The sequence below is a fragment of the Hydrogenoanaerobacterium saccharovorans genome, assembly GCF_003814745.1.
In the GTDB taxonomy this organism is placed as follows: domain Bacteria; phylum Bacillota; class Clostridia; order Oscillospirales; family Ruminococcaceae; genus Hydrogenoanaerobacterium; species Hydrogenoanaerobacterium saccharovorans.
This window is the reverse complement of sequence record NZ_RKRD01000001.1, coordinates 1,653,929-1,676,657: the sequence shown is the minus strand read 5'-3', so window position 1 is coordinate 1,676,657 and position 22,729 is coordinate 1,653,929. Positions and strand designations below refer to the sequence as shown.

Genomic DNA, 22,729 nt, shown 5'->3' with positions numbered 1-22,729 from the left:
AATATAAACCAATGTTGGTTTGTGGTTTAAAAATGGTAAAGTTGATACTGTTCCAATATTGGCGTACTAAATTAATAAGTTAAGATACTAAGGAGGATGGTTATGAAAAAGGCATTTTCTCTTGCACTGGCTTTACTGATGATTCTCTCAATGGTGGCTTGCGGAGCAAACCAAACACCTGCATCTCCCTCACAACCGCAAAGTTCGGTGGATGTAAACAATTCGTCCAATGATGCAGAAAATATTGTAATTGGTTATGCAACCAAATCTTCTTCGTCTCCGTTTTGGGTAGAAAATATTGCAGGTGCAAAAAAAGCAGAAAAAGAACTAGGCATCAAACTAAATGTGATTGGCCCTCCCGTCGAGAATGACGTAAGCGGCCAGATTGCAGTTTTAGAAGATATGATTACGAGCAAAGTAAACGCTATTGTGGTAGCACCTTGCGGAGATGTAGGTGTAGCCGATGTTGTTAAAAAGGCTATGTCTTCCCAAATCCCTGTGATTGCCGTCGATAACGGCGTAGAGGGCGTTGATGTAGACAGCTTGGTGTGTACCGATAACTATGCAGCCGGCCAGATGGCAGGAAAGTTTATTGGTGAGCAAATCGGTGGTGAAGGTAAGGTAATCATCGTTAATGGTATTGTTGCACAGGGCTCTGGTAAAGGTCGGCGCGATGGTTTTGTCGACTATATGAAGATTACTTATGGCGATAAGGTGAATGTTGTAGAGGTTACTGGTGACTGGGATGACCAAAAAGCTCTGTCCGGTTTTGAAGCTGCATTAGCGGCAAATGCCGATGTGAAAGCTGGATATGCAGCTTGGGACGGTGCTGCCCTTGCTATGCACAAGGTTTTGAAGCAAGAAGGTCGTGATGATGTTGTTCTTTGTGGATTTGATTGCTATGAAGAATCACTCAAATTGATGAACGCAGATGATCCCATTTTTAAGGGCGATATTGCACAAAATCCCTCTAATATGGGATATACAGCTATCATGACTGCTTATGCGGCAATAAAGGGCGAAAGTATTAGAAAAAATATTGATACCGGAACTACTATGGTAACTGCAGAAAATGTTGCTAACTATGCTAAGCAAATGGGTGTTGTGCTCAACTAAATGCAGTAAGGTTTGTTGCAAGGGGGAGTTTCATACTTTCCCTTGCAACTACTATGAATAATATTATAGAACAAAGCGAGGAGAATTTGCATGAGCGTACAAAGCACAAGCGAGTATGTTCTTGAACTTAAAAATATCACCAAACGTTTTCCCGGTGTTTTGGCGCTGGACAATGTGCAGTTGCAATTGCGTGCAGGCGAAGTACATGTTTTGCTCGGCGAGAATGGCGCGGGGAAATCCACATTAATAAAAGTAATTACCGGTGCTTACCTGCTAGATGAAGGACAGGTGTATTTAGATGGAGAACCAGTTACAATCAAGAGCCCGTTAGACTCACAGGCTATGGGAATCGGAGTTGTTTATCAAGAATTTAACCTAATGCCTCATCTTACTGTTGCAGAAAACATCTTTATGGGAAAAGAACCAATGAAGATGAAAAAAATGGGCTTACTTGACAAATCGACTATGGAAAAAGAGAGTAAAAAGTATTTGGAAATGGTAGGTGCTTCCTTAGATCCAAATACAAAAGTAGGAACATGTGGCGTTGCTGTACAGCAGCTTGTTGAGATAGCAAAAGCTTTGGCAGCAAATGCACGCATACTAATTTTAGATGAACCCACTGCTGTTTTAACAAATGAGGAGATTACCAAATTATTTGAGGTAGTGCAGCGTTTGAAAAAACAAAATGTTGCAGTGATTTATATTTCTCACAGATTGGAAGAAATACGAGAAATTGGAGATAGAATAACTGTTTTGCGTGATGGCACCTATGTAGAAACAGTTGATGTAGATCAAGCATCATTCGACAAGGATTATCTGATTCGTTTAATGGTTGGTCGCAGTATTGATAATCAATTTCCCAAAGCACAAGTAAGTATTGGTTCAGAGTTGTTACGAGTAGAACATCTACATAGTAAGGGCAAGGTTGAGGATGTATCTTTCACTTTGCACGCAGGTGAAATTTTAGGCGTTGCGGGGTTAGTAGGCGCAGGACGTACCGAAACAGCTAAAATTATTTTCGGTGCTGACAGTGATGCTACTGGTGATATTTATGTGGAAGGAAAAAAAGTATCTATAAAATCACCTTTGGATGCAATACGCAATAAAATTGGATTTGCGCCAGAAGACAGAAAAACGGAAGGCCTTATGCAAGGAATGAGCATTACAGATAATGTGATTGCTACCTGCTTTCAAAAGGTACGTAAAGCCGGTGTTAGAAGCACGAGCATGTGCAACAGGCTCGTGCAAGGATTGGTAAAGGATTTACGCATTGTTACCCCTGAAATCACACAGCAAGTACGAAAGTTATCTGGTGGAAATCAACAGAAAGTTGTATTAGCAAAGTGGATTGCTTCTGATAGTAAAATTGTTATCCTTGATGAACCTACGCGTGGTATTGATGTTGGAGCAAAAGTAGAAGTATACCAGCTGATGAGTGAATTGGTGGAAAAAGGCTATGGCATTATTATGATCTCATCTGAGCTGCCGGAATTGCTCGCAATGAGTGATCGGATTTTGGTGATGTATGAGCATAAACTCCAAGGTGAGCTTCAAAGAAGAGAAGCAACACAGGAGAAAATCTTGAAATTGGCATCCGGAGGTGTATTGTAATGGCACAGCTTATAAAAGAAAAAACTGCGGAAAAGAACTCTGCCCTTACACAGTTTAGCAAAAGAAATATGACACAGATTGTTACATTTGGCGTATTGGTATTGCTTAGTATTGGAATGAGCTTTCTTAATCCTAATTTTTTGACCCCTAAAAACCTTATTAATGTTATTTTGCAAGCGTCTGTAATAGGTGTTCTAGCAGTTGGAATGTCGTTTGTTATCTTCTCTGGTGGAATTGATTTGTCAGTTGGATCTGTAATGGCACTTTGTTGTACCGTTATGGGAGATTTAGTAGTAAATAAAGGTGTACCTTCTTTTTTCGCCGTACTTGCTTGCTTTGGCATTGGAGCTCTGTGCGGTGCTTTGTCAGGTTTTCTTATTTCTAAAATCAATATGCCGCCTTTCATTGTTACAATGGGTGCTATGATGCTTTGGCGTGGAGTTGCATTGGAGTGGGTAGATGGCTCTGGTATCTACGGTGTTCCTAGATCTATTGGTTGGCTAGGCGCAGAATATTTGGGTGCAATTCCATTTGCAATTATTCTTTTGGTCTTGCTTTATCTTGTAGCTTGGTTTGTATTTAAAAAGACAAGTTTTGGTATGCATGCCTATGCAATTGGTGATAATGAAAAAGCAGCAAAACTTTCTGGAATAAAAGTAGATCGCACAAAAATTTCTATTTATATCCTCAGCGGCATTATGTGTGCCATCGCAGCCATTATTGTAACAGGACGCATGAATGGTTCTACTCCTATTGTTGGTCAAGGTTATGAACTAGAGGCGGTAGCAGGGGTTGCAATAGGTGGTGCTTCTATGAGCGGTGGTGTTGGAAGCATTTGGGGTACGCTGATAGGAGTTCTAATTGTGCAGGTTATTCGTAACGGTATGAATATTCTTGCTCTTTCCTCTTATTATCAGCAAATTATCATAGGTATCATTATTATCATTTCTGTAGGTATTGATTGCTTCCGCCGCAGAAAGTCTAATTAAGTAATAAGTAGAGGAAGCGCACACCGGTTTATAATAGCTGAGGTGCGCTTTTTGCAACCCAATTTTACCGAAAGGAGCATAATTTATGCTACTAATTAACGAAAAATTTCCTGCTAACGAACGAATTCAGCGCTTGCGTAAGCGTAGCACCGATTTGTCGAAAAGTGGAAAAAGAAATGTTCTTGTGGATAATCCCGAGTTTTTGGTATATCACTGGTCTGGGCATTGTGCCGGTTTTTCACCGGCAACTGGAGAGTTGGCGCTTGGAGATGACGAACGGATTAATGTAGGAGATCACAATTGCCGTGTAGATAATGGCAAGCCCTTTCCATACGCTGACCAAATGCCCTCTAAAATCAATGGGTTTGAGTACTCTGTCACCAATTGGGCAACGGATTATGCGTTTTTTCTTGACCATAGCCCAGCGGAAGTATATCCCGACGAAACAATCGTAGGTGAATTTCATTGGCAGTTGGATGAGGCTCGAAATTTTATTTATCCTGAAGAGGTTCACGGACTAGGATTTGATTTGCGTGTATTAGGTGCTGGGGGTACCAGCTTAGCACATACTTGTCCAGATCTTTCAATAGGGCTATCTCGTGGCTGGTCAGGGCTTCTGGAAGATGTAAGAAAAAGCCTTGCTAAATGGCAGAGTTTAGGCAATGAACAGCGAGTTACATACCTTAAGGCACAGGTGATAGTGGTAGAGGCCATTATTCGTTTTGCTGAACGCCATGCCAAACGAGCTATAAACCTTTCAGAAAATGAAAGTAACACAGAACAAAAAGCACTGTACCAAAAAATTGCAAAAAATATGCAGCAGTTAGCTGTTGGAAAACCAGAAACCTTCGAACAAGCGGTTCAATGGATTCAGTTTTTCCAGGTCGTAGAACGTATCAATGGACATGGTAATGGTTATGGCCGCCTAGATCAGCTTCTAATTGATTTTTATAAATCAGATTTGAAAAGCGGTAGAATCTCTCGTGATGATGCACGCAATTTGATAGCTGAGCTTTACCTCAAATACGGTGGAAACTATTTCTCCTTTGGTGGTAGAAACCGTGATGGAAGCGATGCAACAAATGAAATGAGTTGGATCGGATTAGAAGCCTATGATATGATTGGTGGTTATAATCACTTGGGAGTTATGTGGCATGACGATATAGATCCGGCTTACTATTCCTATGCCTGTGATGTTGTAACGCGAAACGGTTGCGGAGTACCTACTCTTGTCAGCTATGATGTCATGCGTGATTCTGAATTGTATAGTGGATACTGTTGGGATGATGCTTGGAATATGTCATATAGTGGTTGTCAGTGGTATTGTGCAGTTGGAAGCGAGTATTGTGATCACGACTTAAATAGCTTTGTATTACCAGTTCCACTGCAACGTGCCATGCAGCGTGCAGAAAAAGAAGAATATATAGATTTTGAGCAATTTTGGTCTGCATACACAGAAGAAGTGGAAAAAACCGCAAGCGCATTTGCTTATTTCAAAAACAAAGTTTATGAGTGGCAAGATAAGGTATGGCCCGAAATGGTAACCTCCCTCTGCATGAAAGGCTGCATTGAAAAAGGCTTGGACGTAACCTCCATCGGCGGCGTAAACAATGCGTACACTTCTGTGAATGTATTGGGTGTGCCTAATGTCGTGGATTCCATTTATGCCATTCAGAAAGTAATCTTTAAACAAAAAAAATATACTATAGCTCAACTGAATAAAGCAATTGCCGATAACTGGAGCGACCAGGAAGTAATGCGGCAGACAATGCTTAAGCAAGAGAAATTCGGTAATGATTTAGATGGCGTCGATTTGATTTACCAACGTGTTGCAGAGAATATTCGTGCAACACTTGCGGCTCAACATAATATCAAAGGCTTTAGCTTCCGCGCATCTTTGTTTCAGTATATGGGTCACACTTATGCTGGTCCTATGTTGGGTGCGACTGCCGATGGCCGCTTGGCGGAAGAACCTATTGCTCATGGTTGCAATCCAATGCATGGTAGAAACGGAAACGGACTGACGGCAACTGCAAAAAGTCTTTTAAAAGTTCCTTTCCGTAAATACCAAGGTGGTTCGCTGCAAATAGAATTACAGCCGAAATTTTTTGACGGCAAAGACAATAAAGGTCAATATATTGAACGGTTCTCCAAGGCTTTTATGAAAAATGGCGGCATACAAATTAATTTTAACGTTATAGATTTAGAAAAGCTCAAGAAAGCTTTGGCCGATCCCACTAATCCGGAATATGCTGATATTGTTGTCAAGGTTACAGGATATAGCGCACATTTTGTTGTAATGGATCGGGAATTCCAAAAAGAGTTTGTAGCACGCGTGAATTATGAGGCAATTTAAGTATGGATAGATTTTTAAGCCCAAAGATTCAGGGGTTGGTATTTGATATCCACCGTGGAACCACGCACGATGGACCAGGTATGCGTACAACAGCTTTTTTCAAAGGTTGTCCGCTCCGATGCAACTGGTGTCAGAATCCTGAAAGCATTTCCGCACATGCCATACCTGTATGGAATGAAAAAAAGTGTATTGGGTGTGGACTTTGTGTAGAAAGCTGCACAAATCAAGCAATTTCTCTGTCAACACAAGGTGTCCTCATTGATCGCACAAAATGCCAGTCTTGTTTTGCGTGCACAAAGGAATGCCCAACGGGGGCTATCAAGCAAACAGGTATATTATACGACGTGTCCACTTTAGCCGATGAACTCTGCAAAGACAAAATATTTTTTGATGAATTTGAAGGGGGCGTCACAATTTCCGGTGGAGAGCCTGCCTTGCAACCTGATTTTCTATTTGCACTTTTGCAGGAATTAAAGCAACGTGGTGTGCATACAGCGCTGGATACCTGTGGTCTATGCTCTTCTGAAGTGCTGCTCAGCCTAATGCCGGTTACTGATGTTTTTCTTTATGATATTAAATTGTCTGATTGGAAACAACATTTTTTTTATACTGGTGTGGATAATAGCCTCATTTTAGAAAACTTTAAAACATTATGCACGCAAGTGATTGAAGGAAAATCAAACTGCCGTATTTGGGTGAGAACCCCCCTTATCCCTCGTGCTACTGCAACAGAAGAAAATATCCAGGCGATTGGTACGTTACTATCTCCATTTCATAATGTTATAGAACGTTGGGAACTATGCTCATTTAATAATGTATGCAAAGACAAATATCGTCAATTGCGTAAGGATTGGGAATATAGAATGGAGCCGCTTATGCTGCAAACTCAAGTGGATTATTTGGGTAATATTGCTCAAAAGGTGTTCCCAGCAGAAAAGGTAGTAATATCTGGCTTAACAGCAAAGTAAGTTAAAAAGATTGGCACCGGAAAACCATAAGGAGCATTCCGGTGCCAATCTTTTGGGTACTTCCCTCTATCGGCCGGTTGTAGCAGATACAGCTGGTCTGCTTTGTTATACCTAAAACCTTGTGCTTTTTCTTCCCAACTCTACTTTTAGTTTCCTTGTTTCGTAAACATGCTGATTCTCATTGAAGATTTCCACTACAAGCTCGTTTAATTCATCTTTTTTAAATTGTGGCTTCTTGTATGCATAGTAAGTACTTCGAAAAATTCTAAGCACTTTACACATTATGGAGACCTTGCTTCGACCTCAAAATGAGAAATACCCCGCCTTTACTAAAAAAGCGAGGTGCATCTATGAAAAACGAGGGTTCTGAATTTTTCATTCAAAACCCTCGTCAGGCCGCATAACCACTGGGCTTTTAAGCCCTGCATCTATTTTGACCTATTGTTATGGAGCAGGCAACGAGAATCGAACTCGCAACCTCAGCTTGGGAAGCTGATGTTTTGCCATTAAACTATGCCTGCAATCGCATTATCTATTATGCTATTTTTTTGGATAAAAGTCAACCCATTATTTAATATTATGCAATTTTTTTCTTCTTACAAATTGTTTTAATGTTTTATTTACTTTAATTCGAAAATAATATTTTTATACTATATAAATTACCCAATGTTTGAAAGCCAAACTTAGCAATAAGTTAAATTTTTCACAAAAAGCTTAGTATGCTATTGAATAGCAATACTTAGTATGCTATGATTATAGCAACAAAAGGGTAACAGGATAAAATGTTGCCTAAATAAAGAAAGAAGGAATAATATGCTAACTACATTCAAAGCAAGTGCAAAAAAGCTAAAAGAGGGTTTGCAGGTAGAAACAAACGCACGTGGTTTCAAAATCATTATGGATGAGCCGGAAGACCTTGGCGGTACTAACGCAGCTATGAACCCTGTAGAGGCGGTTCTTTGCGCGTTGGGGGCTTGCCAAACCATAGTTGCAAGTGCTTTTGCTGCAGCACATGACTTTACTTTTGAAGAATTTCACGTAGAGTTGGAGGGCGACCTTGACCCAGACGGTTTTATGGGGCTTGCAGATGTAAGAAACGGCTTCCAAGAAATTCGTTTTGTTATGCATTTTAAAACAAACGAAACACAAGAAAAAGCAGAGGCTTTTGCTGATTTTATTGAAAAAACCTGCCCTGTTGGCGATTGCCTTGCAAATGGGGTAAAACTTGTAAAATCTGGCGTAGTAATCGATTAATTTGTTATGAAACAATAAAAAGCCTATTTATATAAATAGGCTTTTTTACGTGAGGGGTACGTAATGGAAATTAAAATGTCAATCATTCCGGGCGGTAAATTAGGTAAAGTCGGTAAAATAAGCGTAAAACAAGGTGAATTTGTTAAAAACGGTGCGGTACTTGCACAGGTTGAAACAAGCAAAGGCAATCGCTCAATAAAAGCAACTGTTGATGGAGTTGTACAAAAAATATTGTTTGATGAAGGTGCCCAAGTTTGCTCCAATGCTGTTATGTTTATCATCGAAGAGAATACTGTACAACAAACAGCTGATGAAAACCCTGTAGCTGAAAAAGCAGAATTGCAGCATATCAATACCGATTTGCTGGTAATCGGCGGTGGCCCCGGCGGCTATGTTGCAGCTATTTATGCGGCTAAAAATGGGTTAAAGGTTACACTTGCAGAAAAAGCTGAGTTGGGCGGTACTTGTTTAAATGTTGGCTGCATACCAACAAAAGCTCTTGTTAAATCTGCTGAAATTTGCCGTAATATCTACGAAAGCAAACATTTTGGTGTTAATATTGATGGCGTTGCAACTGTTGATATGACAAGAGTTATCGAACGTAAGAACGAAGTTTGCTCTAGGCTCGTAGATGGCATTGACTATCTGATGAAGAAAAACAACATTAATCATATAAAAGGCAGCGCATCTTTTGTATCGCCAACCGAAGTGAAAATCGAAGGAGAAACAGACTACCTTGTAAGCGCAAAAGATGTGATTGTGGCTACTGGCTCAAAAATATCGAACATTAATATTCCCGGTATCGATTTGCCTGTTGTTATGAACAGCACCAGCGCGCTTTCGTGTAATCAACTGCCAAAATCTATTACCATTATCGGCGGCGGTGTAATTGGTATGGAGTTTGCCTTTATCTACAAAAATTTTGGTGCCGAAGTGCATGTCATTGAATTTATGGATAGACTGCTGACAATGGTAGACCCCGATATTTCACAAGAAATATATGATATTGCTACAGAAGCAGGTATAAAAGTAAACACAAGTTCTAAAGTAGTTAAAATTCAATCATCAACAGACGGCAGTGCCGTTGTGACTTATCAAAATGAAGATGGTGAGCATCTTGTAGTTACCGAAAAGGTGCTGGTGGCAATCGGCCGCGAACCAAACCTTGATGGTTTAATGATTGATAAAACAGATGCCGAACTAAATGAACGAGGCAGAGGTATCAAAGTAGATGCTCATATGCGAACCAACGTCGAGCACCTCTATGCTATTGGTGACGTTACAAATATTATTCAATTGGCGCATGTTGCCTCTCATCAAGGGATTGTTGCGGTTAAAAATATTCTTGGTAAAAACGTTGAGATGGACTATTCCGCAGTGCCCAATGTTATATTTACATCTCCCGAAATTGCCAGTGTGGGTAAAAACGAGAACGAATGTAAGGCAAACAATGTAGGTTACACCGTTAGCCGTTTTGATTTTGCAGGCAACGGCAAAGCCCTTACAATGAACGAACCGCGCGGGTATATCAAACTCATTAAAGAGAATACAACACAAAAAATTATAGGCGGTTCTATCATTGGTGCCGATGCCTCTGCACTCATCAGCGTGCTCACGCTTGCCATCCAAAATGGATTGGGCGAAGAAGAAATAGCGCATACTATTTTTCCGCATCCAACTACAAGCGAAGTAATTCATGAGGCGGCAATGGGCTTTGGGCTGGGAGCACTGCATCAATAATGAATAAAATATATCTGTCAAAAGAGAATAACCCTTATATCAATATTGCAATGGAAAAATTGCTGTTTGAGCATGCAACCGATGAAGTAATCCTTTTTTTGTGGCAAAATGAGCCGTCGGTTATTTTAGGCAGAAATCAAAATATCTACGCAGAATGCAATATTAATTTTCTCAAAGAAAACAATATTTTGCCTGTACGGCGATTTTCCGGCGGGGGAGCGGTTTACCACGATAAAGGTAACTTGAATTTTACGTTTATCACAAGCGAAAGCCGCGCCAATGAACCCCATTTTTTACGCGTTTTGAAAACTGCAATGCAAGCGCTTGGTGTCGAAGCTCAATTTTTGGGCAGAAATGATATTTTGTGTGATGGCAGAAAATTCTCCGGTCAAGCATGGCTGGTTGATGAAGGGCACTATATGTATCATGGCACAATTATGGTGGATGTTGATTTGAGCATGCTCGAAAAAGCAATCACACCGTCCAAACTCAAGTTGGAGTCGAAAGGGATATCTTCGGTATCGAGCCGGATTCTGAACCTTGCAGAAAAATTACCTCAAATTACGGTACAGGATGTTATGCTTGCGTTGGAAGAAGCTTTTTGCAAGATATTCGGCAAAAGCGAGCAGCGGCAATTTTTATCTGCCAATGCTGAGGCTATGGCGCTTGCCGAAAAGCTTTCTAGCGATGCGTGGCTCATTGGCGAATGCCCTCAATTTACAATAACATTTGAAAAAATGTTCCCTGGCAAAAATGTATCGATCAGTGCTGATGTTGAGAATGGATTAATAAAAAATGCAAAAGTATACACAGATAGCCTTGATATGCATCATATGGAAGAATGCGAGCAAGGGCTTAAAGGCATGAATTTCAGTGAAAAAAACATATTTTCCTATCTTGCAAAATTCTTTGCAATTCTATAATATTAATATAATAGTTGTAAATGTGGGGTAGGTAAATAAATGTTTGATTTAAATGACTGTATTGCGTACATTACCTGCAAAGGTGCAAAAGCTTTGGCGCAAAGGTTAGAAAAGCGTTTGGAACTTTATAATGTTACACGTGTACAGTGGACAGCCATGTATTATGTGAGTTTGGATAAGTTTATAACGCAAAAAAAATTATCTGAAAAAATGTCGCTAAAAGAGCCAACAATTGTGCGCTTGATTGACAGAATGGAAAAAGACGGCTTACTTGAACGAATTAATTCGCAGCACGATAAACGGGTGCACAATCTTGTACTGACTGCAAAAGGCAATAGTTTGAATAAAGAGCTTACAGCTGTAGCAGAGAAATTTAAAAACGATGCAATAGCCAATATCAGCGAAGCAGACCTTTCTACTTTTAAGGATGTTTTAGAACAAATGCTTGCAGATACAGAAATAAAAGATTCATGAACATAAAAAGATAAGCAGGGCAAACGCTCTGCTTATCTTTTTGCATATATAAGGGCTAGCGATGAAAGGAATTTTGAATGCAGAAATTTAATTAAGCACTTATCCCTTTGTTGAAAACGATAAAATGGTTTTTTACTGCTTCTACAATATCATAAGCTCCTTGGTTTTTCGCCCAGTCGGCAGAATAGCCGCGCATTCCAACCAAAACCATTTGTGCTATTTGTTCCACTGTAAAATCTTGTGTTATCTGCTTTTTTTGTTGACCACGAAATACAACACCTTCGATGATGATGGATAGCTTACGTTTTTGATTGGATAGGTAGTTTCGGCTTGCATTTATCAGCGGAGCAGTGCTGATTTCTCTGGTGATAGCAACGCCGCTTTTGTCGCAATACGAAGCATATTCGCATACAAAGGTTAGTATGTTTTTCAGCTCATCATTGCCGAAAGAGGGGAGGACACTGTTTTCAAAATAATCATCAATACCTTTAAACAGGATGCGGACAATATCCGATTTTTCATTAAAATAATGATAGAAAGTACCAATTGAAATATTTGCCTCTCTGCAAATGTCGCGGATGGTCAAATTTTCGTACCCTAACCTGTTTACTACTTCTACAATGGTTAGGATGAGTTCTTGCCTTTTTTGATTTTTCTTTGGATTCTCTTTCATACCCAACCCCCGCAATTAATCTTACGCTTTATTATAGCACATTACCGGATAAAAAACGAATGAACGCCCGAAAAATGTGTTCGGGCGTTCATTCTATATGCTTTTAATTTACTTTGCCTGTGCAGCAGCTGCACCTGCAATTCTGCCGAATACAAGAATATCGGTAAGCGCATTACCGCCTAAACGGTTTGTGCCGTGAATACCTCCGGTTACCTCACCGGCTGCATACAATCGGGGAATTACCTTTGCATTCTTGTCAAGTACCTGTGCATCTTTATTAATTTTTACACCACCCATTGTATGGTGCACGGTTGGAACACGTGGTGCTGCATAGAATGGACCTTTGTCAATTTTATCTTTATAAAGTGTTCTGCCAAAAGAGTCTTTCTCTTTTCCGTCCACATGTTTGTTAAAATCTTCTACCGCTGCACTTAGTTTTTCAGGGTTAACGCCAATTTTTGCAGCCAATTCTTCTAAGGTTTCACCTTTGAATGCGCGGCCCTCAGCAATCAGCTCATTTACCGACTCATTAAAGTTGTTCTTTTCATCACCTGTGGGGTAATCATGGCTGTCCAGTACAATCCACATGTGGTTATTCGGTTGCTCAAAAAGTGCTGCAGTCATTACGTCGCGGCGAGCACCTTCATCAACAAATCGGTCACCTTCGTCATTAACAAAAATTCTGTTCTCAACACCTTGTTCGATGTTTCCGCTCAGGCTGCCTGTTTTGGGGTCGCCCATCGGCAGCAGCTGGATATTTTCCATCTGGACCAATTCTGCATTTACCGTTTCAGCAAGCAAAATACCGTCGCCTGTTGCTCCGGAATGGTTTGTAGACTTAATCGAATCATCAAGTTTGGGCCATTTGGTATTATATTTCTGGCGCATTTCTACATTTCCTGCAAAACCGCCTGTCGCAAGTACAACACCTTTTTTTGCATTCAGTGTCACCTTGTTTCCGGTTTCACCTTTTGCAATCACACCGCTTACTTTACCGTCTTTCACAACGAGCTCGGTAGCCTTTGTGTTAAGCATTACTTTAATATTGTCGTTGGCATCGATATACTTCATATAAGTGTTGAAAAAGCCTGTTCCAACAGGGTCAACAGGTTTATGAGCTCTTGGCCACATACCACCCAAAACGGTGAATACGCCCGGCTTAAATTCCATTCCAAGGCCTTTTAACCATTCCACTCCGTCCCATGCATTGGTAACGAGTGTGCGAACCAATTCGGGGTCTCCCTGTTTGTCTCCGCCCTCTATCGTTTGGGTATAGTGCTTTTCTACAGAGTCTTTATTGGCAATTGCTGTTTCGCTTCCTTCATCAACTGCGTTCAGTGCTCCGCCGGACAAAATAGTGTTTCCGCCTACCTTTGGCATTTTCTCAAGAACAATCACAGAGCTTCCTGCTTGATGCGCTGTAACAGCAGCAGCAAGGCCTGCACCGCCTGCACCTACAACAACAACATCTGCATCAAGAGATACGTCTTCTGCTTTTTGTGCAGCATCGCCTTTTATTGCTTTAAGAGCATCGGTGTCAGCGCCTGCCTGCTTTAAGCAGTCGGTAACTGCCGCTAAAATTGCATTGCTTGTAATGGTTGCTCCTGCAACAGTATCTACGCCGAGACCTTGAATTTCTACGATTTTTTCAGGTAGCTGCTCTATAGGCAAGTCGCCAATTCCCGGTGTCTCTTTGTGAGAGGTTACTTTTACGCTTTCGATTTTATCTGCCGTTAAAACTACTTCAACTGCAACGTCTCCGCCCATTCCCTTGGCAGATGCTGTGTATGTACCTGCCTTAAATTTACCGTCTTGATCTCCTGCTTGCGGGGTAGCACTGTTGCCGGAGCATGCTGTTACGGTAAAAATCATAGCAACACACAACAGAATGCATAGTGCCCGATTGAAAATACTCTTCATTTTTTCTCCTCTTTCTAAAATATTAGAACAATGTTCTAAAACACGTTCGATAAAATAATAACAATGTAATTGCTGTTTGTCAATACAGATTAACAAATATTTCACAAAATATTGGCAAAGCATGTATTGATATTAATTTAAGCAATAAAAAAGTAACGCCAAAATGTTTCGGCGTTACTGCATAATACAAACTCATTTACTTTTTATATATAATTCTGATATTGTGGAAATTGGGCAAATGGTGCACCAAGTACGGGGCTTATAGATAAGGGCAAGAATAAGGCCCAACGCGGTGGTAGTCGCCATCATTGAATAAAACCGATAAGACAAATGTAATACCCAAGGAGGTGAGACAATATTGAATGCCTGTGGAATTTTGCCAAGAGGAAAAACGATGAGAAACTTCACAATATCTAATGGGGGCTTTCCGTTTGCTACTGCTATAGTTGACAAAATTATCAAAGTGAGGCTTACGGCGAAATATCCTAACATGATCCATTTCATAAAACCTTTTATAAAAAATGCGGGTGTTTTATACGAATACTTGCTAGTCAGCTTTCCACATTTACTGTAAAGGCTCGCTCTGGGGCAATAACCTTGGCACCAAGTCTTTTTGGTGTTTTTTATCAGTAAAATAATGGGCAATGTCATGCAAATTAACCCCAAAAGCGCAAAATGAATATTTAAAAACCCAAGTGCAAAATAAGTAAGAGTAAATACAAATAAATATTTATAATTCTTCATTGTCCCCTCCATTTGTATATTTTAATCTGTGATGCATGTAAAAAAGCTATTCAAATATCAATGCGCGCATTGGGCAAAACTTTACACATTTTCCACACTTGATACATTTATCCATATTAACAATCGGTGCATCAAAGCCGTTTTGCGTCAAGGCTCCCGCGGGGCAAACCCTTACCGATGGGCAAGCGTGATTTTGGGGACATCTTGCTTCTTTAACTACGAGCATTCTATTCGCGGTATTTTTTTTGCTGTTAAACAAACCATTTAAAATATTGTCAGCCATAAACTATTTACCTCCCAGTCAATTTTTGTAACGTGATTATAATATAGTATTTAAAGTTTCGTATCAGTAACCAAGTCACAGTAGAATTAGGAATATTGGACAGCTGTATTTATTGACTTCTACTCGTTATCTCTGTAAACTGTAATTAGATTTTGTTAAACTATTATGTATGTTACTGGAGTTGATACTGGTGGCGAGGCCTGTAAAATGGAGAAAGATAGAACATTTCCCAACGATACCTTACTTTATACCATCAAAAACAATTGCTGATAGAGTACCTGAAAACATCTTAAAACTTGAAGAGCTCGAAGCCATACGTTTAAAAGATTTAGAGGGGTTTGAGCAAGAAGAATGCGCCCAAAGAATGGCGGTATCTCGCCCAACCTTTCAACGCATTCTTTTAACTGCAAGAGAAAAGATAGCCGACAGCCTTATTAATGGCAAAACGATACATATACAGGGCGGTAATTTTACTCGAAATATTTGTCCCGTAAAATGTATGGATTGCGGCAAGAAATGGACGGAAAAATATGAAAACATTGTGACTTTTAAAAAAACAGAATATTCTTGTCCATCCTGCAATTCAAATAAAGTGATTTGTGATAAAAACTGCAAAGGGATGTTCTGTAAAAGGCACTGTTTGCGTTACGATAAGAGCAACGGTTAGATTTAAAATTTGAGCAATGGTGCCGGCAAACGGCGTTGTTATAATACATTTAAAAATTGCTCTAAATTAAAGAATGATAGGGGAGACATATAAAATGAAGCCAACCAGAAGAATACCCCATGAAGACGCAGTAAACATTTTAAAAAACGGAAAATTCGGTGTGCTTTCCACAGTTTCTGAGGATGGAACTCCTTATGGTGTTCCGATAAATTATTACTATGTTGAAGAAGAACATGCTGTTTATTTCCACTGTGCTATCAAAGGACGCAAAATAGAGAATATAAATGCAAACAGTCGTGTTTCATTTGCGGTGATAGGGCAGGAAGAAATTATAGAAGAGCGCTTTACTACCCATTACGAGAGCGTGATTGTAAGCGGTACAGCAACTCTCATTACAGATAATGCCGAAAAAGAAAAAAGACTCTATCAGTTATGCAATGCGTTGACACCCAATTCAATTACACGCAGAAAAGAAGTAATTCAAAAAAGCCTGCCCGCTGTTATGATTATCAAACTTGAGATTGGTGAGATTACGGGCAAACGCAACAGGGATAATTGATTGTTTTTTATTAAAAATAAACAATTCTATACTTTTATAACCCTAATCTTTTTGAATCTTCCTTTCTTGATAAAAATCTGATGAATATTTATAAATTGCTGCATTTTTATTCACTTTTAATAGTTTTTTATAATATAAGTTTAATATTATTAGTAATATTTTTCCATTAAAATTTATTTGAACTGGTATATTTTTGCACTTTTACCGCTATCTATGTTTTTGGAAGGTGCAAGCGTGGTTAAAAAATAAATCATAATGTTTTTATTGATCTTTAATAAGACTTGATAATGCCACATTATAGATGTATAGTAAAAAGGATTAAAGAAGCAAATCAACAGATTATCTGCAATAGTAAATTTTCTGTACTGAAATACGGTTGCTGCGGTTGGCGCAGAAATTTGAAATATGGATTTAAACAGAAGTTTTACAGGGTGACTTTGAAGAATACTTAATTCTAATTGGAAAAATGCAGATATTAGCATCTAGTTTGCTTTAAAATAAAGGTAGTATAGAAACCGAAATGAGACGTGATAACATGAATATTATAACCTTAACAAAAAATAACCTTGAGCAAGAGCATATTTGCTGTGCAATTTCAAACAGCAAAGACAGCCAAGTAGCTTCAAAAAAGCAGTGGCTCTACAGAACGTTTGACGATGGGCTGGTTTTTAAAAAGTGTGACGTACGCGGAAAATGCTTTATAGAATATATCCCTGCCGAAAAAGCATGGTCACCTATTGAAGGTAATGGTTATATGTTTATTAATTGTCTTTGGGTATCGGGGCAATTTAAAGGGCAAGGATTTTCAAATTTGCTTTTAGAAGAATGTATCAAAGATAGCAAAGAAAAAGGTAAAAACGGGCTGGTAGTATTGTCATCAAAAAAGAAACTGCCTTATCTTTCTGACCCTGGTTTTTTAAAACACAAAGGATTTCTGTTAGCAGACACAGCCAAGCCTTACTATGAGCTTATGCACTTGCCCTTTTGTGAGAATATAGCTGCTCCGCATTTTAAAAGGCACGTAAAAACACCACATATTGCAGAACCCGGATTTGTATTATATTATACAAATCAATGCCCTTTTACAGCAAAGTATGTACCTATTATTGAAAGTTTGGCAAAGCAAAAAGCAATACCATTCAAAAGCATCCGGTTTGAAACAGCCGAACAAGCGCAAAACTCACCTGCCCCATATACCTCTTACAGCCTTTTTTATAACGGTGAGTTTGTAACGCACGAAATTCTCAATGATAAGAAATTCGATAAAGTTTTAGCAGATAAAGGCTTGTAATCATATAAGATTTGACGAAAGCTGTAAGTTTTTTGCCAAATAAAAATGCTCTTTCACAAAAGTGAAGGAGCATTTTTATTTATTTGGCTACCATAGTGAACAAATTAACTGTCCGTTAAAATTTCGGCTATGCTGCAAGTTCCAGTTCTTCTTTTTTACGGCGTTTCTTGTTCATTTTATCTACCACAACACTGATCATTATACTAAGATATAATAAAATAACCATAGGTATTGCAAGCATTAGCTGTGAAATTACATCCGGCGGTGTGACGATTGCCGCAACTATAAAGATAATAACAATCATGACACCTTTGTATTTTTGCAAGAAGCTGGGCTTTAAAATCTCCAATTTCGTAAGCATAAATACAATGACAGGCATTTCGAAAACAATACCAAAGCTTAACAGCATAACATTGACAAAACTTGTATAAGATTTTACAGAAATCATAGCCTTTACTTCACTGATTGCTATGCGGGTAAAAAACTGCAAAGTAACCGGAAGCACAATTCTATAACAGAAATAAACTCCGCCCGCAAAACATATCAAACCAAAAAGTAGCGAGACCAATACATAAATCTTCTCTCTTTTATACAGGCCTTTTTCTACAAACGCCCATATCTCGTAAATGGTTATGGGGCTGCAAACTATAAATGCCGCCAAAAAAGAAATATTCATGTAAATCAGAAACAACTCGGACGGTGAAATGTACACAAGCTGCATTCCGGGGTTAATGGCAAGTAAATATTCCATTACTATTCCGGCAAAGTTAAAAATAATCATGGCTGCACCTACATTGGTAACAACCACAATTATAAGTCTTCGTCTGAGCTCGCTTAAATGGTCTAAAAGAGGCATTTCATTCTTCTTTTTCAAGGGTTGTGCCTCCCAAAGTCGTATTTATTTTTGATACCCATGCCTTTTTACTTAGCAGATGTTTCTTGTTTTTGCGGCTCGGTTTCAACCGGCTCGTCGGCAAGTTTTTCTATTTTACTTGTTACTTCCTGAGAGCCTTTGCGGAACTCCCTGAGAGCCTGCCCCATACTCTTAGCAAGTGCGGGCAGCTTGGACGGGCCAAAAATTAAAAGAACAATACTCAAAACAAGGAGAAGCTCCCCCATACCAATTTTTCCGAACATTTTACATTGCCTCCTTATTTTTATTTAGTGATTGTGAACAAGTAAATTACTGTTTACACCAAAGAATAGACAAGACCTTATAAATATATTTTAAGGATGTCCGTTTTTCAACCCCGTTATTGGCAACGCTCTCGCTCTACTTCTAGGTATTCACAAAGAGATTGCGCATATTTTTTGCTCATAAATTCTGAGGAATAAATACAGATGTTTCCGTTGCTGGCTTTTACTGTATCAATATCCTCATAGCCTTCTTCCAGCTTCAATCTTGCAATTGCTCCTAATATTTCGTCTTTTGTATAGAAATAAGGGCTGTCCATCAAGGCAATTGTTCTGAGAGGTCTTGGGTATACTTTGCAGTCGTGTCTTGCTGTCGCAGCAATGGTTGCTAAGATATCTTTATCCTCAAGCAATGCCTGAACAGCAGCAAACCTTTCTGTCCACATCTTGCTGTCGTACAAATAAATATCCTTTTTGCCATCAATCTTCTTTATACCATTAAGTGCGGCATCCTGCTCAAGATTGCTTACAATTTCCACTATTTTCTCTTTTGTAAGCCCCTCAGGCGGCTGAAGCTTGATTTTGGAGAAGCAAACAAGCTTTTCTGTTGCATTGATTTTTCTTATGTAATCGGCCAGTATTTGAGATGGTGTGAGCGTTGAAGCTTGTTCTTTCTCCACCTCGTCAAGAGCCTTATCAATCGCCTCCAAAGTTTCTGCATCCATATGCTCTTCGATTTTTTTCAGGTCTTCGTCTGTAAACTCCTTTTCGTGCGACATAAAATCACCCTTTGACTAAATACTGTTTTAATTACAGGTGAAGGGCATTTTCCCTTCACCTGTAATTTTGGTTAATAAATGTTACGGAAGAAGATTGAGTTCTGCAAGTTTATCGGCTACATCTTTGAGGTCAAATTTCTCAAGGGTTTCACGAGTAGGCGCGCCGGTTTTTTCATCCCAGCCCATTTCTTTGTAAATCATGGAATACGCAGTTTGCATATCTTTGCGGTCCATCTTAATGGTGCCTTCTTCAAACGGCTTAAAATCGGGTTCCATATCAAACACCCAATCATTGATACCATCATGCTCGTTGCGCATATCGGTTGTACCAAGCCACATCACCTGCATTGCACGCTGGAGTTGCAGAACTCTCTCGGCAGCAAAGTCCAGAGATTCTTCTGTCCAGTTTTCGCCAGTGATTGCGGTCATGTACTGTGCCTCAACGGATAGATCGCCCTTATAGCCTCTGTCTTTTCTGGGTGAGAAAGTCATAGGCCATACCCAGTTGCAAAGCGTAAATGAGTCGTGCAATGTTTGCCTTACCACACCGAACTTAGCAAACTTAGCTTTTGCCTGGTTCATGGGGGTATAAGCCTTTGGTTTATCCAATGCGCCCGCGCCAAAGCGTTCTTCTATAATGCTCTTTTGCAGGTCGTACGGAAGACCAGAACCCACAATATTAACAATGGTGTGGCACATACAGTCGCGGTTAAAGAATATGTTGGTAATTGCGCCAACTTGTGCTGCAGTTTCGTTACCGTGATGCTTGGACCAACCGAGCGGTGACCAGATAGACATATTTTGGTCGTTGAGGTATTTGCCGCCGAGAAGCTTTTTATAGCGCTCGTTAACAAAATAAGCCCCCTCTGCCAATGTAGCCAAAACACCTTCCTGTTTTGCTATTCGGTACATAATATCCTTGATGAAAGCAGGGTCACCCGCTTCATAAAGATCCCACTTCAACGAATCAAATTCTTCTTTGGGGAGGATTTGTTTTAAAAGACCGTTGTCAATGAAATATGTAATTGTTTTTGGCAGTTCGCCGTAGTTATCCCACAAGCCAAGATCATCCGCAGTGGACATTGATGCGACGTTGCAGTAAAACAATCCGTCATCTTTTTCAACATAGTCCTTGTGGTTTTTCATAATCTCCGCCCACATAAAGTTTGGCATGCAAGTATTGGATACAGCAGCAACATAGCCTTCTTTTTCAAGTTCGGGCAGATAGACAGCAGCTGAACAGCGGATAGGGCACGAGGTGCAGCCTGTCATTTTAACAGTGTATTTTTCAGAAACCGGGCCATAGTCTTTGTAAGCTTTTTGGCAACGGTAACCTACTTTATTCGGCTCTCCCGGAGGTGAATCTCCCGTATCAACAGGCCCGCCCTCAGCAGCACCCCATGTAAGGCCGGGGCGTCCGGTCCAACGGCTTCCTTTGTCGGAGAATTCCGCCCACGGGCGCTCGGTTGAGGGAACCACGTGGTTGTTGTTGGAGCCGATTAAATCACTGAGCACATAGTTGTTCAGCTTTAGGATTTCTTGGGGGTTGGAAACTTGTACAGAACCTTTGCCGTATACAGCAATCGCTTTTAACTTTTTCGAGCCTAGAACAGCACCCGAACCTGCACCGCCACAGTGGTTTGCAGCATTGATGACGCAAGAGAGATTCACCATGTTTTCACCTGCAAGACCAATGGAGGTGACGGTATAGCCCTTCCCTAGCTTGTCTATGATAGAAACGCTGGTTTCGCGAGTTGTTTTACCCCACAGTTCCGTTGCGTCTTCAAGTGTTACAGATTCGTTATCTATTTTCAGATATACAGGAGATGCAGATTTGCCCTCGATGACTACAGCATCAAAACCTGCATATTTAAGCTGAACTGCCAACTCACCGCCCATATGAGCGTTAACCACCATATTGCCCTTTGTAAAGGTACTCAAAGATGTAATGGTAGTTCTGCCTGAGCACGGCGCACTTGTGCCTGTATTGGGGCCAACAGCAAATACTATTTTATTAGCCTCATCGTATGGTTTTGTTCCGACAGGAACTTCTTCATACATAATGCGGTCGCCAATACCGGTACCGCCAATGTATTTGTTATATTTCGAGGAATCTTCTGTTGCGATTTTGCCTGTTGAAAGGTTTACGCGGAGAAGCTTTCCGGTCCAACCATATGCCATTGAAATAACCTCCTTTTAGAAATGTTTGGTATCTTAACGTATGTAGATGCTACATTGCCACTGCAATGTCCTTCCAATCCACAATGGAAAGCGCACCTGTAGGGCATCCCGCAACGCAAGCACCGCATGTGATGCATTTAGTAGATTTCTTCGTTTCCGGATCCACAACCGGCATATGCCACGGGCACATGTTTGTGCAGGTGCCGCAGCCAACGCACTTTTCTTTGTCGATTGTGCGTGCACCTGTTGCCGGGTCGGCAAAAATCGCCTCCACGGGGCATGCTGCAACACATTTAGGATCTTTACACTGCTTGCAAGTTGTGGGCCCAAAGTTCCACACACCATAAATGCCATCACCATGGCGGTAGTCTTCAGCTACGCCCTCTTCGCCTACATTAAGGTTATCACGCATTTTAAGGCGGCCAATGTAAGGCATTGCCTTACCATCATTGGCAAGCGAACAATTGGTCTCGCAACGTTGGCAGCCAACACACTTTGCACGGTTTGCAACCAGCAAGCCCGTGGGCAGCGGAGTGGTAGCCACTAGACCTTCGTCTACCTCTTTTTGAGTACATCCGAATAAAGAAAGCATTGCCGCAGTTAAAGTAACGCCAGCTAAACCCTTACCTGAAATTTTAAGGAACTGGCGCCTGGAATACTCTTTATCAAATATTCCTTTGTTTCCTTCTTTAGACATTTGTCCTCCTCCTTTTCATCTTTACTTTTCATTTTGCTATATGAAAATTGAGCCAAGTTTCAGGAGGCTAACACCCACTTTTTTCTTGTATCAATCATCACCATGTATACCAGCGGCTACGTGTTAGCCCTGGTTTTGCGCAATAAAAACGGCGTCAAAGTTCTGCCGAGCAATGATACTTTTTTAAGTAGTCGGATTGCGATTTTATTTATATTTGTAAAAATATGTATTAAAATTTTCATACATTATACTTCTATACATATTTATGACAAGAATACACGATTAAGAGCTATTTGTCAATTATTTATCAAATATTTGCTTAATAAATGTCACTATATAAATTCGACTAAATCACCAATAAATTTAGATA

21 protein-coding genes and 1 tRNA gene are annotated in these 22,729 nt (G+C 40.0%); 12 read left to right on the top strand and 10 right to left on the bottom strand.

Annotated features, from left to right (window positions below):
• Window positions 1-102: 102 nt before the first annotated feature.
• The 5 genes from EDD70_RS07860 to EDD70_RS07840 all read left to right on the top strand — a co-directional run bounded on the left by EDD70_RS07860 (window position 103) and on the right by EDD70_RS07840 (window position 7,040).
• Window positions 103-1,116, top strand: a complete 1,014-nt coding sequence (locus EDD70_RS07860; RefSeq protein ID WP_162840770.1) for a sugar ABC transporter substrate-binding protein — start codon at window positions 103-105, stop codon at window positions 1,114-1,116.
• A gap of 90 nt (window positions 1,117-1,206) precedes the next feature.
• Window positions 1,207-2,727 carry a sugar ABC transporter ATP-binding protein gene (locus tag EDD70_RS07855; RefSeq protein WP_092751301.1) on the top strand — a complete coding sequence of 507 codons (1,521 nt, stop codon included), beginning with the start codon at window positions 1,207-1,209 and terminating at the stop codon, window positions 2,725-2,727.
• Window positions 2,727-3,716: an ABC transporter permease gene (locus EDD70_RS07850; protein WP_092751303.1), complete on the top strand. Its 990-nt coding sequence runs from the start codon at window positions 2,727-2,729 to the stop codon at window positions 3,714-3,716. The genes EDD70_RS07855 and EDD70_RS07850 overlap by 1 nt, the downstream gene beginning before the upstream one ends.
• 85 nt (window positions 3,717-3,801) lie before the next feature.
• Window positions 3,802-6,072: a pyruvate formate lyase family protein gene (locus EDD70_RS07845; protein ID WP_092751305.1), complete on the top strand. Its 2,271-nt coding sequence runs from the start codon at window positions 3,802-3,804 to the stop codon at window positions 6,070-6,072.
• A 2-nt stretch (window positions 6,073-6,074) separates the two neighbouring features.
• Window positions 6,075-7,040, top strand: a complete 966-nt coding sequence (locus EDD70_RS07840) for a glycyl-radical enzyme activating protein (protein ID WP_092751307.1) — start codon at window positions 6,075-6,077, stop codon at window positions 7,038-7,040.
• Between the two features lie 447 nt (window positions 7,041-7,487).
• On the opposite strand, the gene EDD70_RS07830 is transcribed toward EDD70_RS07840, so the two are convergent.
• Window positions 7,488-7,561, bottom strand: a tRNA-Gly gene (locus EDD70_RS07830).
• A gap of 292 nt (window positions 7,562-7,853) precedes the next feature.
• Here EDD70_RS07830 and EDD70_RS07825 point away from each other — a divergent pair.
• The 4 genes from EDD70_RS07825 (at window position 7,854) to EDD70_RS07810 (ending at window position 11,431) form a co-directional block, all read left to right on the top strand.
• Window positions 7,854-8,294 (top strand): OsmC family protein, encoded by a 441-nt coding sequence (locus EDD70_RS07825; RefSeq protein ID WP_092751309.1) that lies wholly within the window; start codon window positions 7,854-7,856, stop codon window positions 8,292-8,294.
• Between the two features lie 63 nt (window positions 8,295-8,357).
• Window positions 8,358-10,034 carry a dihydrolipoyl dehydrogenase gene (gene lpdA / locus EDD70_RS07820; RefSeq protein WP_092751311.1) on the top strand — a complete coding sequence of 559 codons (1,677 nt, stop codon included), beginning with the start codon at window positions 8,358-8,360 and terminating at the stop codon, window positions 10,032-10,034.
• The gene (lplA, locus tag EDD70_RS07815) at window positions 10,034-10,957 is read left to right on the top strand and encodes a lipoate--protein ligase (protein ID WP_092751313.1); all 924 of its coding nucleotides are present in this window, start codon (window positions 10,034-10,036) and stop codon (window positions 10,955-10,957) included. Before lpdA ends, lplA begins: the two co-directional genes overlap by 1 nt.
• A gap of 39 nt (window positions 10,958-10,996) precedes the next feature.
• The gene (locus EDD70_RS07810) at window positions 10,997-11,431 is read left to right on the top strand and encodes a MarR family winged helix-turn-helix transcriptional regulator (RefSeq protein WP_092751315.1); all 435 of its coding nucleotides are present in this window, start codon (window positions 10,997-10,999) and stop codon (window positions 11,429-11,431) included.
• A 91-nt stretch (window positions 11,432-11,522) separates the two neighbouring features.
• On the opposite strand, the gene EDD70_RS07805 is transcribed toward EDD70_RS07810, so the two are convergent.
• The 4 genes from EDD70_RS07805 to EDD70_RS07790 all read right to left on the bottom strand — a co-directional run bounded on the left by EDD70_RS07805 (window position 11,523) and on the right by EDD70_RS07790 (window position 15,051).
• Window positions 11,523-12,104, bottom strand: a complete 582-nt coding sequence (locus EDD70_RS07805; protein ID WP_092751317.1) for a TetR/AcrR family transcriptional regulator — start codon at window positions 12,102-12,104, stop codon at window positions 11,523-11,525.
• A 108-nt stretch (window positions 12,105-12,212) separates the two neighbouring features.
• Complete coding sequence (locus EDD70_RS07800) at window positions 12,213-14,024, bottom strand: flavocytochrome c (RefSeq protein WP_092751319.1); 1,812 nt, start codon at window positions 14,022-14,024, stop codon at window positions 12,213-12,215.
• A 192-nt stretch (window positions 14,025-14,216) separates the two neighbouring features.
• Window positions 14,217-14,768, bottom strand: coding sequence for a 4Fe-4S binding protein (locus tag EDD70_RS07795; protein WP_092751321.1), 552 nt, complete (start codon window positions 14,766-14,768; stop codon window positions 14,217-14,219).
• Between the two features lie 46 nt (window positions 14,769-14,814).
• Window positions 14,815-15,051, bottom strand: a complete 237-nt coding sequence (locus EDD70_RS07790; RefSeq protein ID WP_341465105.1) for a DUF362 domain-containing protein — start codon at window positions 15,049-15,051, stop codon at window positions 14,815-14,817.
• 190 nt (window positions 15,052-15,241) lie between these two features.
• Between EDD70_RS07790 and EDD70_RS07785 the strand changes: the two genes are divergently transcribed.
• From EDD70_RS07785 to EDD70_RS07775, 3 genes are all read left to right on the top strand, one after another.
• A complete protein-coding gene (locus EDD70_RS07785; RefSeq protein ID WP_092751322.1) occupies window positions 15,242-15,718 on the top strand; it encodes a DUF134 domain-containing protein in 477 nt (158 codons plus the stop codon).
• Window positions 15,719-15,812: 94 nt separating this feature from the next.
• Window positions 15,813-16,277: a pyridoxamine 5'-phosphate oxidase family protein gene (locus tag EDD70_RS07780; RefSeq protein WP_092751324.1), complete on the top strand. Its 465-nt coding sequence runs from the start codon at window positions 15,813-15,815 to the stop codon at window positions 16,275-16,277.
• 535 nt (window positions 16,278-16,812) lie between these two features.
• Window positions 16,813-17,568 (top strand): YoaP domain-containing protein, encoded by a 756-nt coding sequence (locus EDD70_RS07775; protein WP_123811025.1) that lies wholly within the window; start codon window positions 16,813-16,815, stop codon window positions 17,566-17,568.
• A gap of 127 nt (window positions 17,569-17,695) precedes the next feature.
• Here EDD70_RS07775 and tatC read toward each other — a convergent pair whose 3' ends face one another.
• The 5 genes from tatC to EDD70_RS07750 all read right to left on the bottom strand — a co-directional run bounded on the left by tatC (window position 17,696) and on the right by EDD70_RS07750 (window position 22,359).
• Window positions 17,696-18,442: a twin-arginine translocase subunit TatC gene (tatC, locus tag EDD70_RS07770; RefSeq protein WP_092756681.1), complete on the bottom strand. Its 747-nt coding sequence runs from the start codon at window positions 18,440-18,442 to the stop codon at window positions 17,696-17,698.
• A gap of 47 nt (window positions 18,443-18,489) precedes the next feature.
• The gene (locus EDD70_RS07765) at window positions 18,490-18,705 is read right to left on the bottom strand and encodes a Sec-independent protein translocase subunit TatA/TatB (RefSeq protein WP_092756683.1); all 216 of its coding nucleotides are present in this window, start codon (window positions 18,703-18,705) and stop codon (window positions 18,490-18,492) included.
• Window positions 18,706-18,821: 116 nt separating this feature from the next.
• Window positions 18,822-19,481, bottom strand: coding sequence for a hypothetical protein (locus EDD70_RS07760; RefSeq protein WP_092756685.1), 660 nt, complete (start codon window positions 19,479-19,481; stop codon window positions 18,822-18,824).
• A gap of 81 nt (window positions 19,482-19,562) precedes the next feature.
• Complete coding sequence (locus EDD70_RS07755) at window positions 19,563-21,662, bottom strand: aldehyde ferredoxin oxidoreductase (RefSeq protein WP_092756687.1); 2,100 nt, start codon at window positions 21,660-21,662, stop codon at window positions 19,563-19,565.
• A gap of 49 nt (window positions 21,663-21,711) precedes the next feature.
• Window positions 21,712-22,359, bottom strand: a complete 648-nt coding sequence (locus tag EDD70_RS07750; RefSeq protein WP_092756689.1) for a ferredoxin-like protein — start codon at window positions 22,357-22,359, stop codon at window positions 21,712-21,714.
• Window positions 22,360-22,729: the final 370 nt, after the last annotated feature.

What these genes read in the sequence shown, in the direction of transcription:
- EDD70_RS07860 (WP_162840770.1), top strand. Translation starts at nt 103, where the DNA reads ATGAAAAAGGCATTTTCTCTTGCACTGGCTTTACTGATGATTCTCTCA.
- EDD70_RS07855 (WP_092751301.1), top strand. Translation starts at nt 1,207, where the DNA reads ATGAGCGTACAAAGCACAAGCGAGTATGTTCTTGAACTTAAAAATATC.
- EDD70_RS07850 (WP_092751303.1), top strand. Translation starts at nt 2,727, where the DNA reads ATGGCACAGCTTATAAAAGAAAAAACTGCGGAAAAGAACTCTGCCCTT.
- EDD70_RS07845 (WP_092751305.1), top strand. Translation starts at nt 3,802, where the DNA reads ATGCTACTAATTAACGAAAAATTTCCTGCTAACGAACGAATTCAGCGC.
- EDD70_RS07840 (WP_092751307.1), top strand. Translation starts at nt 6,075, where the DNA reads ATGGATAGATTTTTAAGCCCAAAGATTCAGGGGTTGGTATTTGATATC.
- EDD70_RS07825 (WP_092751309.1), top strand. Translation starts at nt 7,854, where the DNA reads ATGCTAACTACATTCAAAGCAAGTGCAAAAAAGCTAAAAGAGGGTTTG.
- lpdA (WP_092751311.1), top strand. Translation starts at nt 8,358, where the DNA reads ATGGAAATTAAAATGTCAATCATTCCGGGCGGTAAATTAGGTAAAGTC.
- lplA (WP_092751313.1), top strand. Translation starts at nt 10,034, where the DNA reads ATGAATAAAATATATCTGTCAAAAGAGAATAACCCTTATATCAATATT.
- EDD70_RS07810 (WP_092751315.1), top strand. Translation starts at nt 10,997, where the DNA reads ATGTTTGATTTAAATGACTGTATTGCGTACATTACCTGCAAAGGTGCA.
- EDD70_RS07805 (WP_092751317.1), bottom strand. Translation starts at nt 12,104, where the DNA reads ATGAAAGAGAATCCAAAGAAAAATCAAAAAAGGCAAGAACTCATCCTA.
- EDD70_RS07800 (WP_092751319.1), bottom strand. Translation starts at nt 14,024, where the DNA reads ATGAAGAGTATTTTCAATCGGGCACTATGCATTCTGTTGTGTGTTGCT.
- EDD70_RS07795 (WP_092751321.1), bottom strand. Translation starts at nt 14,768, where the DNA reads ATGAAGAATTATAAATATTTATTTGTATTTACTCTTACTTATTTTGCA.
- EDD70_RS07790 (WP_341465105.1), bottom strand. Translation starts at nt 15,051, where the DNA reads ATGGCTGACAATATTTTAAATGGTTTGTTTAACAGCAAAAAAAATACC.
- EDD70_RS07780 (WP_092751324.1), top strand. Translation starts at nt 15,813, where the DNA reads ATGAAGCCAACCAGAAGAATACCCCATGAAGACGCAGTAAACATTTTA.
- EDD70_RS07775 (WP_123811025.1), top strand. Translation starts at nt 16,813, where the DNA reads ATGAATATTATAACCTTAACAAAAAATAACCTTGAGCAAGAGCATATT.
- EDD70_RS07765 (WP_092756683.1), bottom strand. Translation starts at nt 18,705, where the DNA reads ATGTTCGGAAAAATTGGTATGGGGGAGCTTCTCCTTGTTTTGAGTATT.
- EDD70_RS07760 (WP_092756685.1), bottom strand. Translation starts at nt 19,481, where the DNA reads ATGTCGCACGAAAAGGAGTTTACAGACGAAGACCTGAAAAAAATCGAA.
- EDD70_RS07755 (WP_092756687.1), bottom strand. Translation starts at nt 21,662, where the DNA reads ATGGCATATGGTTGGACCGGAAAGCTTCTCCGCGTAAACCTTTCAACA.
- EDD70_RS07750 (WP_092756689.1), bottom strand. Translation starts at nt 22,359, where the DNA reads ATGTCTAAAGAAGGAAACAAAGGAATATTTGATAAAGAGTATTCCAGG.